The sequence below is a fragment of the Enterobacter sp. WPR_3_1 genome (assembly GCF_003635055.1).
Lineage (GTDB): Bacteria > Pseudomonadota > Gammaproteobacteria > Enterobacterales > Enterobacteriaceae > Enterobacter > Enterobacter ludwigii.
Genome location: NZ_RBXU01000016.1, coordinates 50807 through 62975, shown reverse-complemented (window position 1 = coordinate 62975; position 12169 = coordinate 50807). Strand labels below are relative to the sequence as shown.

Annotated in this window: 10 protein-coding genes; 2 read left to right on the top strand and 8 right to left on the bottom strand. The window is 55.6% G+C overall.

What is annotated here, in order from left to right; all coding sequences use genetic code 11:
• Nucleotides 1–3 precede the first annotated feature (3 nt).
• The 3 genes from feoA to greB all read right to left on the bottom strand — a co-directional run bounded on the left by feoA (nt 4) and on the right by greB (nt 3416).
• Nucleotides 4–231, bottom strand: a complete 228-nt coding sequence (gene feoA, locus BJ887_RS22320) for a ferrous iron transporter A (protein WP_020884570.1) — start codon at nt 229–231, stop codon at nt 4–6.
• A gap of 292 nt (nt 232–523) precedes the next feature.
• Complete coding sequence (locus BJ887_RS22315) at nt 524–2854, bottom strand: Tex family protein (RefSeq protein WP_025202857.1); 2331 nt, start codon at nt 2852–2854, stop codon at nt 524–526.
• Nucleotides 2855–2942: 88 nt separating this feature from the next.
• Nucleotides 2943–3416, bottom strand: a complete 474-nt coding sequence (gene greB / locus BJ887_RS22310; protein ID WP_014171964.1) for a transcription elongation factor GreB — start codon at nt 3414–3416, stop codon at nt 2943–2945.
• A gap of 232 nt (nt 3417–3648) precedes the next feature.
• Between greB and ompR the strand changes: the two genes are divergently transcribed.
• Nucleotides 3649–4368 (top strand): two-component system response regulator OmpR, encoded by a 720-nt coding sequence (ompR, locus tag BJ887_RS22300; protein WP_006177890.1) that lies wholly within the window; start codon nt 3649–3651, stop codon nt 4366–4368.
• Nucleotides 4365–5711 (top strand): two-component system sensor histidine kinase EnvZ, encoded by a 1347-nt coding sequence (gene envZ / locus BJ887_RS22295; protein WP_014171962.1) that lies wholly within the window; start codon nt 4365–4367, stop codon nt 5709–5711. Before ompR ends, envZ begins: the two co-directional genes overlap by 4 nt.
• 47 nt (nt 5712–5758) lie before the next feature.
• Here the strand turns inward: envZ and pckA are convergent, their stop codons facing one another.
• The 5 genes from pckA to BJ887_RS22270 all read right to left on the bottom strand — a co-directional run bounded on the left by pckA (nt 5759) and on the right by BJ887_RS22270 (nt 11919).
• Nucleotides 5759–7378 (bottom strand): phosphoenolpyruvate carboxykinase (ATP), encoded by a 1620-nt coding sequence (gene pckA / locus BJ887_RS22290; RefSeq protein WP_014171961.1) that lies wholly within the window; start codon nt 7376–7378, stop codon nt 5759–5761.
• A gap of 353 nt (nt 7379–7731) precedes the next feature.
• Nucleotides 7732–8610: an Hsp33 family molecular chaperone HslO gene (gene hslO / locus BJ887_RS22285; RefSeq protein ID WP_014171960.1), complete on the bottom strand. Its 879-nt coding sequence runs from the start codon at nt 8608–8610 to the stop codon at nt 7732–7734.
• Nucleotides 8611–8634: 24 nt separating this feature from the next.
• Complete coding sequence (hslR, locus tag BJ887_RS22280; protein WP_020884572.1) at nt 8635–9036, bottom strand: ribosome-associated heat shock protein Hsp15; 402 nt, start codon at nt 9034–9036, stop codon at nt 8635–8637.
• Entirely contained in the window at nt 9033–9716 is a 684-nt protein-coding gene (gene yrfG / locus BJ887_RS22275; RefSeq protein WP_121340462.1) for a GMP/IMP nucleotidase, read from the bottom strand. The genes hslR and yrfG overlap by 4 nt, the downstream gene beginning before the upstream one ends.
• 67 nt (nt 9717–9783) lie before the next feature.
• Nucleotides 9784–11919: an intracellular growth attenuator family protein gene (locus BJ887_RS22270; protein ID WP_032679110.1), complete on the bottom strand. Its 2136-nt coding sequence runs from the start codon at nt 11917–11919 to the stop codon at nt 9784–9786.
• Between the last annotated feature and the right edge of the window lie 250 nt (nt 11920–12169).

The following is a 12169-nucleotide window of genomic DNA, read 5'->3' as shown; positions in this document are numbered from 1 at the left end:
TTGTTATCGGGATAAGGCTTCGACTTCTATTAATGCGAGATCTTTTTTACGCAATACCAGATTTACGCGTCGGGTTTCGATATGCACCGGATCACCTAACGGGGCGACGCGCACGACCTGAAATGACGAGCCGGGCAGCATGCCCAGCGACAGCAGCTTTTGTCGGTAGGCCGGGCTAATTTCGTGGGTAAAACCGGTAATTTTCCATGCACTGTCTGGAGTGAATTGCATAATGCCTGATTCCACGAGAGGTTAAAATATCTACTATGGGATGATAATGAGAATAGTTTTTATCAGCAATAATAAAACTGTGACGGAATGTTGTTTGCGGTATTAATTTACGGCCTGTTTGACCTTGCTCAATATTTACTGATTCTGCGGCAGGGAGAGGAAAGGCTTATTTGTTAATAGTGTGATCACTGATAGTTGAAATATAGATATACAACCGGTTTCATATTTTACAATTAATTTCGGCGGGATATCGGCCCGGTGAGTGACGCATCACCGGGCCTTTTTTATGCGGTTAGCGTTTCTTACCCATTGCTGCCGCCAGCGCATCCATCATGGCGCTGTTGCCCGCAGGCTGGGCGTCACGTCCGCGTGGCTTCGCCGCTTTTGCGGCCGGGCGCTGCTGCTCGCGTCCGCCGCCGTTACTGCCGCGGCGCGCGTTGGTTTCACCTGGCTGCTCGTCCAGACGCATCGTCAGGGCGATACGCTTACGCTGCAGATCCACTTCCATCACCTTCACCTTCACAATGTCGCCCGCTTTGACCACGGTATGCGGATCTTCAACGAATTTATCGGCAAGGGAAGAGATGTGGACCAGACCATCCTGATGCACGCCGATATCGACAAACGCGCCAAAGTTGGTGACGTTAGTGACCGCCCCTTCGAGTACCATGCCTGGAAGCAGGTCATTCATGGTTTCAACGCCGTCGGCGAAGGTCGCGGTTTTAAACTCAGGACGCGGATCGCGGCCCGGTTTTTCCAGCTCTTTGATGATGTCCGTGACCGTCGGCACCCCGAACTGTTCGTCGGTAAAATCGACCGCCTTCAGGTTGCGCAGCGCGCTGCTGTCGCCCATCAGGTCTTTCAGCGCCTGCTGGGTTGCGGCCAGAATGCGTTCCACTACCGGGTACGCTTCCGGGTGAACGGTTGAGGCATCCAGCGGGTTATCGCCGTGGTTGATGCGCAGGAAGCCTGCACACTGCTCAAACGCTTTTGGCCCCAGACGGCTCACCTTCAGCAACTGCTGGCGGTTCTGGAACTGGCCGTTTTCATCACGCCAGGCAACGATGTTTTGCGCCATCATGCGGGTTAAGCCCGCCACGCGGGTCAGCAGGGGAACAGAGGCCGTGTTCAGGTCAACGCCGACGGCGTTTACGCAGTCTTCCACGACCGCATCCAGCTTCCGGGCCAGCTGAGTCTGGCTCACGTCATGCTGATACTGGCCGACGCCGATGGATTTCGGGTCGATCTTAACCAGCTCCGCCAGCGGATCCTGCAGACGACGGGCGATAGAAACTGCACCGCGCAGGGAAACGTCCAGGTCCGGGAACTCCAGCGCGGCCAGTTCAGACGCCGAATAGACGGAAGCGCCCGCCTCGCTGACAATCACTTTCTGTGCGGTGACTTTCGGGAACTGTTTCTGCACGTCGAGGTAGAAACGCTCGGTTTCACGGGAGGCCGTACCGTTGCCGATGGCCACCAGCTCCACGTTGTATTTCTCGCACAGCGCCGCAACCACGACGGCAGCCTTCGCCGCCTGGCCGGTATGCGGATAAATGGTGTCGGTAGCCACCAGCTTGCCGGTACCGTCAACCACGGCCACTTTTACGCCGGTACGCAGACCCGGATCGAGACCCATGGTGGCGCGCAGGCCGGCAGGTGCGGCCATCAGCAGGTCGTGCAGGTTACGGGCGAAGACGTTGATTGCTTCGTCTTCGGCGCGTTCACGCACGGTGCCCATCAGTTCGGTTTCAAGGTGCATCAGCACCTTGATGCGCCACGTCCAGCTCACCACGCCTTTGCGCCAGCTGTCTGCCGGCGCGTTGTTCAGGCGCAGGCCGAGGTGGTCGATAATGATCTGCTCGCAGTGGCTCTCTTTTGGTGGCTCGTCAAACTGTGGGTCGGCATTCAGGGAGAGCTGGAGCACGCCTTCGTTGCGGCCGCGGAACATCGCCAGCGCGCGGTGTGAAGGGGTGGTAGAGATGGGTTCGTGATGATCAAAATAATCGCGGAACTTGGCGCCTTCTTCCTCTTTCCCGCTGACCACGGTAGAGACGATGTGGGCGTTTTTCCACAGATAGTCACGCACTTTCGCGAGCAGGGCGGCATCTTCGGAGAAGCGCTCCATCAGAATATAGCGCGCGCCGTCGAGTGCGGCTTTGGTGTCTGCAACCCCTTTATCGGCATCGATAAACTTCGCGGCTTCGGTTTCCGGGTCGTGGGACGGTTCGTTCCACAGCAGTTCGGCCAGCGGCTCCAGGCCTGCCTCAATGGCAATCTGTCCACGGGTACGGCGCTTCGGTTTGTACGGCAGATAAAGGTCTTCGAGTTCGGTTTTGCTCAGGGTTCCGTTGATTGCGGTTTCCAGCTCGCTGGTCAGTTTTCCCTGTTCGCCGATGGATTTGAGGATCGCCTGACGACGGTCTTCCAGTTCGCGCAGGTAACCGAGACGGGTCTCCAGGTTACGCAGCTGCGTGTCATCCAGACCGCCGGTGACTTCCTTACGATAACGTGCAATAAACGGCACGGTGTTCCCTTCATCAAGCAGGCGAACGGCAGCTTCTACCTGTTCGGCTCTGGCCTGAAGTTCACCCGCAATAATGCGGCAGAGCGAATCTTTCATCATGGCTTTATCATCTGTTGAGTCGAAAAAATCAGGGGATAGTTATACGGGCTGACACGGCAAAATGCCAGCCGCGGAGGGCGCTCTCGGACTATTTAACGTACGTAATTTCGTTGACGTACCAGCTGGCTTCGCCGCCAGGGGTCTGCACGACGGCCAAATCGCCCACTTCCTTTTTCAGCAGCGCACGGGCCATTGGTGAGTCGATAGAGATGTAATCCTTACGACCAAAAATTTCGTCATAGCCGACGATACGAAAACGCAGGGTGTCGCCATCGTCGTTCTCAATCTCGACCCACGCGCCGAAAAACACTTTGCCTTCCTGCTGTGGGGAGTAATCCACTATTTTGAGGTTCTCAAGGCATTTGGTCAGATAGCGGACCCGGCGGTCGATTTCACGTAACCGTTTTTTGTTGTACTGGTAGTCAGCATTTTCACTGCGATCGCCCAGGCTTGCGGCCCAGGTCACTTTCTTGGTCACTTCAGGACGCTCTTCGCGCCACAGGTAATCCATCTCTTTTTTGAGTTTCTCATACCCTTCGCGGGTGATCAGGGGCGTTTTCATGGGGTGACCTTAAGACTCGACATCATTGCATTCTTTGCGCACATTACGTATCACGTAGTCTAACAGACAACGTTAATAATGATTTATGTGATGAAATGTGCAGATAAGCTGCTGTTAAATATGCTTTGTAACAATTTCGACTAGAATTTATACCAGAATTAGCTGGTCGAACACGTGCACTTTTTTAGAATACGCTGTTATTAGACTATCCGAACCTTTGGGAGTACACACAATGCAAGAGAACTACAAAATTCTGGTCGTGGATGACGACATGCGCCTGCGTGCGCTGCTTGAGCGTTATCTGACCGAGCAGGGCTTCCAGGTTCGTAGCGTGGCCAACGCTGAGCAGATGGATCGTCTGCTGACCCGCGAATCTTTCCATCTTATGGTACTCGACCTGATGCTGCCTGGTGAAGACGGGCTTTCCATTTGCCGCCGTCTGCGTAGCCAGAGCAACCCTATGCCGATCATCATGGTGACGGCGAAAGGGGAAGAGGTTGACCGCATCGTTGGTCTGGAAATCGGTGCTGACGACTACATTCCAAAACCGTTCAACCCGCGTGAACTGCTGGCCCGTATTCGCGCCGTGCTGCGCCGTCAGGCGAACGAACTGCCTGGCGCACCGTCGCAGGAAGAAGCGGTGATTGCGTTTGGTAAGTTCAAGCTCAATCTCGGTACCCGTGAGATGTTCCGTGAAGATGAACCTATGCCGCTCACCAGCGGTGAGTTCGCGGTGCTGAAAGCGCTGGTCAGCCACCCGCGTGAGCCGCTTTCACGTGACAAGCTGATGAACCTGGCGCGCGGCCGTGAATACTCCGCAATGGAACGTTCCATTGACGTGCAGATCTCCCGTCTGCGCCGCATGGTGGAAGAAGATCCGGCGCATCCTCGTTATATTCAGACCGTATGGGGTCTGGGCTACGTGTTTGTCCCGGACGGCGCTAAAGCATGAGGCGAATGCGCTTCTCTCCGCGAAGCTCATTTGCCCGTACGCTGTTACTGATTGTCACCCTGCTGTTCGTCAGCCTGGTGACAACCTATCTGGTGGTGCTGAACTTTGCGATCCTGCCGAGCCTCCAGCAGTTCAATAAGGTTCTGGCATACGAAGTGCGTATGCTGATGACCGATAAACTGCAACTGGAGGACGGCACGCAGTTAGTTGTTCCCCCGGCGTTTCGCCGTGAAATCTACCGTGAGCTGGGTATTTCGCTTTACTCCAACGAAGCGGCAGAAGACGCTGGCCTGCGCTGGGCGCAGCATTATGAGTTCCTCAGCCAGCAGATGGCGCAGCAGTTAGGTGGCCCGACGGAAGTGCGCGTTGAGGTCAACAAAAGCTCGCCGGTCGTCTGGCTGAAAACGTGGCTGTCACCCAATATCTGGGTGCGCGTCCCGCTGACCGAAATTCACCAGGGTGACTTCTCACCGCTGTTCCGCTACACCCTTGCCATTATGCTGCTGGCGATAGGCGGCGCGTGGCTGTTTATTCGTATACAGAACCGACCGCTGGTCGACCTGGAGCACGCTGCGCTGCAGGTCGGTAAAGGGATTATTCCTCCGCCACTGCGTGAGTACGGTGCCTCAGAAGTGCGTTCCGTGACGCGGGCCTTTAACCATATGGCGGCTGGCGTGAAGCAGCTGGCGGACGACCGTACGCTGCTGATGGCGGGCGTGAGTCATGACCTGCGCACGCCGCTCACGCGTATCCGTCTGGCGACGGAGATGATGGGCGAAGAGGATGGTTATCTTGCGGAGTCCATTAACAAGGACATCGAAGAGTGTAACGCCATTATCGAGCAGTTCATTGACTACCTGCGTACCGGGCAGGAGATGCCGATGGAGATGGCCGATCTGAATGCGGTACTCGGTGAAGTGGTCGCGGCGGAAAGCGGCTACGAGCGGGAAATCGATACCGACCTGCAGGCCGGTGAAATTCAGGTGCGGATGCACCCGCTTTCCATTAAACGTGCGGTGGCCAATATGGTGGTTAACGCGGCCCGTTATGGCAATGGCTGGATTAAAGTCAGCAGCGGATCTGAGCTCAATCGCGCCTGGTTCCAGGTGGAAGATGACGGTCCGGGCATTAAGCCAGAGCAGCGTAAGCATCTGTTCCAGCCGTTTGTGCGGGGCGATAGCGCGCGCAGTACCAGCGGAACCGGCTTAGGCCTGGCGATTGTGCAGCGTATTGTGGATAACCATAACGGCTTGCTGGAGATTGGGACCAGTGAGCGGGGCGGTTTAAGCATTCGCGCATGGTTACCGGTGCCGGTGACGCGCGGGCAGGTGAGAGAGAGTTAAAAAAGGGTGGCAAAAGCCACCCTTTTTTTTGCAGGTCGTGTCAGCTGTTACAGCTTCGGACCCGCACTCACCAGCGCTTCACCTGCCGGGGTATCGGTATACTTCTCGAAGTTCTCAATAAACAGTTTCGCCAGCGATTCTGCTTTCTCACGCCACTGCTCCGGTGAACCGTAGGTATTGCGTGGGTCGAGAATACGGGTCTCTACGCCCGGCAGCGCCGTCGGGATTGCCAGATCAAACATCGGCAGCGTGAAGGTTTCGGCGTTATCGAGTGAACCATCCAGAATGGCGTCGATAATGGCGCGGGTATCTTTGATGGAGATACGTTTGCCGGTGCCGTTCCAGCCGGTATTCACCAGGTACGCCTGCGCACCGGACGCCTGCATGCGTTTAACCAGCACTTCCGCGTACTGCGTCGGGTGCAGCGACAGGAACGCTGCGCCGAAGCAGGCGGAGAAGGTTGGCGTTGGCTCCGTCACGCCGCGCTCGGTACCGGCCAGTTTGGCGGTAAAACCAGACAGGAAGTGGTACTGCGTCTGGCTGGCGGTCAGGCGGGACACCGGAGGCAACACGCCGAACGCATCTGCCGTCAGGAAAATCACCTTCGTCGCGTGGCCCGCTTTTGACACCGGCTTCACGATGTTGTCGATGTGGTAGATAGGGTAAGACACGCGGGTGTTTTCGGTTTTCGAAGCATCGTCGAAGTCGATCGTTCCATCGGCACGCACGGTGACGTTTTCCAGCAGCGCATCGCGGCGGATGGCATGGAAGATATCTGGCTCCGCTTCTTCAGACAGGCGAATGGTCTTCGCGTAGCAGCCCCCTTCGAAGTTAAACACGCCGTCATCATCCCAGCCGTGCTCGTCATCGCCAATCAGACGACGTTTCGGATCGGTAGAAAGGGTGGTTTTACCGGTGCCGGACAGGCCGAAGAACACCGCCACATCCCCTTTTTCACCGACGTTTGCCGAACAGTGCATGGAAGCGATACCGCGCAGCGGCAGCAGGTAGTTCATCACCGAGAACATCCCTTTCTTCATTTCGCCGCCGTACCAGGTACCGCCGATCAGCTGAATACGCTCGGTCAGGTTAAAGGCGATGAAGTTTTCGGAGTTAAGACCCTGCTCTTTCCACTGTGGGTTCGTGCATTTCGCCCCGTTCATCACGATGAAGTCAGGGGTGAAATCCTGCAGCTCTTTGTCGTCAGGACGAATAAACATGTTTTTCACGAAATGCGCCTGCCAGGCCACTTCAGTGATAAACCGCACGGAAAGACGGGTGTCGGCGTTAGCGCCGCAGAAAGCATCAACGATAAACAGACGCTTGCCGGAAAGTTGATGGGTAACGAGCCCTTTCAGATGCTGCCAGGTTTCCGGAGAGAGCGGTTTGTTATCGTTCTTCCCTTTGCCTTTATCAGCCCACCACAGTGTGTCGCGGGTGGTCTCGTCTCGGACGATGTATTTATCTTTCGGCGAACGACCGGTAAAGATACCGGTATCGACGGCGATAGCACCAAGGTTAGTCAACACACCTCGCTCGTATCCTTCCAGTGCTGGATTGAGCTCTTCCTGATACAGCGTATCGTAATCGGGGTTGTAGACGATTTCCTGGACGTCGTGAATACCATAAGCCTTGAGATCTTGCGGGGTTAAACCAGTAACACGCATATCACTGCTCCTTAGCCAATATGTACTGTCTGAAATTGTAGGGTTTTTGTGAGGTTGTTAACCGCGACGGGGCTCATAGATTTACGCATCTGGACAAAACCCTTACTAACGGAAAACGCTGCGACTCCAGTCACAGGGCAGGCGGATTATCGCAGGAATCGCTTTTTGGTTGGGGAAAATGTTCCGAAAAGGTTAATGGGTGGTGATTTTATCGGAAGGAATGTGAATGTAATCGCATACACGTAAGAAAATTACGTAAGAGTTACAGTGTTAAAAACGATTCAGCCAGAGAGGGCTTTTTTGCACTTTGCCCTCTCGCAAAAGGGAGAGGGCAAAGTGAGGGCAGGCTTTGCTTAGTGGACCTGAGGATCCGCCGGGGAGGCGTTGTTGCGGATCTCAGCAATATCCATCGAATTGAACACGTAGTGCGTACCGCAGTAGTCACAGTGCATATCGATTTCGCCGTCTTCCGCCATGATGCTGTCGATCTCTTCATCCGGCAGGGTCTTCAGCGCGCCAGCGCAGCGTTCACGTGAACAGGTGCACTTAAATTCCACCGACTGTGGGTCGTAAACCGTCACTTCTTCTTCGTGATAAAGACGCCACAGGACATCGGTCGCCGACAGGGTGAACAGCTCTTCTGCTTTGACGGTTTCCGTCAGGGTCGCGAGGTGCTCGAAGTCGTTGGTCTGCGCGTCCTGCGCAGGCAGAACCTGCAGCAGCATACCGCCAGCAGCAGGCTGACCGTCTACTTCACCGGTGCGGATGAACAGACGCGTTGGCAGCTGTTCTGAACGCATGAAGTAATCTTCCAGGCAGGCCGCCAGCGTATCGCCTTCGAGGCCAACCACGCCCTGATAGCGCTCACCTTCCTCCGGGGAGATGGTGATGACCAGATAGCCATTACCCACCAGCGTTTTCAGGTCCGCGTTTTCAGGAACATCGCCCTGTACGCGCGCCACGCCACGCATCTGCTGCTGGTTATTACCGTTGATGACCGCCAGGGTCATAGGGCCATCACCCTGCAACTGCACGGTGATATCCCCGGCAAATTTCAGGGTGGCAGTCAGCAGGCTGGTGGCAACCAGCAGTTCGCCCAACAGGGTTTTCACCGGCAGCGGGTAGTTGTGGTTTTCCAGAATCTGTTTCCAGGTTTCGGATACGGTGACCAGCTCGCCGCGCACGGCGAATTGTTCAAACAGGTAGCGGTGTAATTGGTCGTGTTGGGCCATAATAGTCTCTCGTGCAGGTGAGGGTTACTCGGTCTCACCGTGTTTAAATTTCATCAGATCGCGGCGCTCTTTTTTATCCGGACGCCGGTCCGGGTGGGGCATTGTCAGCGCATTCATTTTGCGCGCCAGCGCGGTCTTCTCGCGTTTTTCAATGCTCTCAGCCGTCTCTTCATACAGCAGGACGGCTTCGGTTGCGGGCCGTCGTTGTTCAGTAATGGCTTTAATCACCACGGTACGTTCATCGTTGCCCTGACGCAGCGTTAAGGTGGCATTCAGTTCGACCAGCTTGCTCGGTTTGCTGCGCTGGCCGTTGTAATGCACTTTACCGCCGTCGATCATGTCGCGGGCAAGGGCGCGCGTTTTATAAAAACGGGCCGCCCACAGCCATTTATCCAGTCTTACCCCTTCAGAGGGTTTTTCTTTCATGGCCTCTCCTTCACGGTCAGTGAGGGGATCATCTGGCGATAGTCGTTCAGCCCCGGATGGCGCAGATAGCTTTTTTCAGCCAGGCCAGAGTCAGGATTGGTAACGCCCAGACAATAGCGAATGCCAAACCTGGCCGCGGAATCCAGAATAGGCTCGCTGTCATCAATAAACAGCGTACGTTCCGGCTGCAAACCGGTCTCTTCCGCCACCGCATGCCACAACCGCTGATCCTCTTTCGGATAACCAAATGTGTGGGTGGAAAGTAATAAATCAAGGTGCGAAGCAAGACCCGTATGCTCCAGCTTCACGGCCAGATTGTGAGGATGGGCGTTGGTCAGCAAGATACGGCGCTTGCCGCTCGCTTTCAGCGCATCCAGAAAAGGCACGGTATCCTCACGCAGTACGGCGCGCGGGCCCTGGGCGGTGGTCATGGCACAAATATCCAAACCGAGGCGCTCGCTCCAGTAGTCAAGACAGTACCAGTTTAGCGTATGCTGCACCGCGCTATATTGCGAACGAATGAATTCCTGCGCTTCTGCCGCGGAGATCCCCTGCTGTTCACCATAGGTTTCCGGAACCAGCTTTTGCCAGAAATAGTTATCAAAGGCGAGATCGAGCAGCGTGCCGTCCATATCCAGCAGAACGGTATCAACCTCCTGCCAGGCGATATCAAGATGCATAAGGGGGAACTCCAGCCTGAAGAAACGTGCGCGACAGGGTAGCACATCTTGTCGCGCATCGACGTTATCAGATCAGGCTCTCAGAGGAGGGGATCAGCTTAGGGTTAAGGCAATTTTCGTAATACTGCTGGATGTCGGCAAGCCTGGTACGAGAGCGCTGATAGCGACGCAGCGCCATAAAACCGTTCCAGCAAATGCATACCAGCATCGCAATCATCAGCAGCGAGGTGCCGATGTAGCGCCACAGGCCTGCGCTGTCCGGCATGCGGTGCAGGCCGATGTGGCGCGTGCCGTTGGCATCGGTAAAGATACTCGTCACAATCCCTTCAGCGCTAAACGGCGTCTGCATCAGCATCTGCGCCAGGCGCTGGAACTGGCCCCACTGTTCCTGAGCCGGGTAGTCATAAAGTGCGACCTGCGGGTATGGCTGATCGACCAGGTCGCTCCCTTCATCACTGACGATCACAAAGCCGCCCGGTGCCGGGCTGTTCAGCGCCTGCGCCGCGCGGGTGGTTTCGCGCATCACGAAGGGTGCGGTTGACGTGGCGACCAGATTATCCAGCGACTCGGCGCTGACCGGACGCAGCAGCACGTTAACGCCATCCAGCCGGCCCGCTTCCGCGCGTTTCACCAGCGAATCCCAGTCTTTACTGTTACCCAGGTTCACAAGGGCGTTTTTGAGACGTACGCATTCGTCCTGAGCGGAACACAAATCCTGTGTTTTCAGAACGATGTCACCAAAGTCGTCCAGAAGCACCATCCCCGATTTCTGAATGGCCGAGCGCAGGGCAGGGCTCACGCGTGAGTCGTCATCGGGTTTCGGGTGCAGCTGGCGGTTGACCGTCTGGGTAAGCGACGTGGCTTTATTAACAACCTCAGATTCAGGTAGCGGCAGCGGCGGCGCATCATTCCAGATAATTTGCGAGCAATCGAACGGCATGAACGGCGAGCTCTGACGCGTATTCCATGCGCCAGGCGTATGAATGTTACACATCCCGGTGCCCTTCAGGCGCAGCGTATCACCGACCCGCACGCCAGCCTCGTCCAGCTGGTTGACGCTGGTTGCCTCAATGGTTTGCGCCCCTTTTATCCATGACAGGGTAAATTTAATGGGCATATCCAGCGGGACAAACAGCAGGAGCATGATAAAGACCAGCGCTGCCCCCCCGGCAATGACCGCACTGCGTAACCAGTGCTGAAGCGGGAAGTTTTTTACTTCATCATGCAGGGATAAAAAGCGCCCCTGGCGCACCACATGGCGGTCAAGGTAGATATCGATATCGGTTTTCTGCCCTAAATCCTGGGCAATCCACGGCTGCCAGTGGCGCGGGTAGATAAGATCGATAATACCGAGCGAGATATTATTGAGGTGCTCCTGGTCACTCTCACCGAACAGACCCCAGCGCTTAGGAGTACCGCGCAGGCAGTGGATCTCACGTAGCGAGGTTTTTGCCGGCGGGGCAAAGAGCCCCCACAGCCCGGCCGCCAGCAACAGTACGGCACCGCCAGCCAGCCAGGGGACAAACACATCCGGCGTCAGCAGGCAGATGAAAAAGAGCAGGAACGCGGCCACGATCAGAATCGCTTCGCGAATGCCGTCAGGGCGGCTCAGGGCGTACTCTTCATGCGTCTCCTGGCGAATGTTCAGCAGCTCGATCTGCTCTGTCTCTTCGCCACGAATGGAGGCCTGCGTTGAACTTGCGCGTTCCAGCGCAAAACGCGGGGCTTCCTGAAGATATTCATTCAACGTATGGCCGTTGAGTGAGATAACCAGCGGCAACGAATCGGTATGGATCAGCTCTACGCTGTTTTCGTCATTAATGTACTGCTCCCAGGACGGGGGCAGATGCACTTCAACCGAATCCAGATAATAGCGCCATTTGTTGGGATCGTCTGTGGTGATGCCATAGCGGGTGATGGAGCGCGTCACACTGAGCACTGTGTCACTTTGCGCATTTAACTTGAGCGCCACCGGCGCAGCAGTTGCCCCCGTCGGCCCAGGTGTTAACTGAGAACGGTTCAGTGTTTCGAGATAGTTTTCTACTGCATCGCGCTCTTCTTGCGTCAGTTTACGCGTCGTCGCACCGGCAAAGGCGTTTAAAAAGGGCAGCCGGTAACGACGCCTTACGCGACGCCTGTATACCCACCCTGCAACCAATGCGCCGGCCAGCATAGCAGCGAGAACAATCAAAATGGTGCTCATGCTTTCCCCATCTTACTTATCTTCTTACAGGTGTAGTCAGTAGCACCTTTAACATTGAATGAGAGTCTGTGGTTGGCTATCGGCAAGTATGGAGTCGAACTTGAGCATTCTGAAGCGCATCCCAGTGACCGATGATGATAGCAAAGCCTGTTATGGCGCGATATCAGCAAATTCCTGGAAACATTTCAACCTCTTGACATTTGTTTTGAATTGAGGATTGATTCCTGTTACGTTGCATAAATGTAAATAC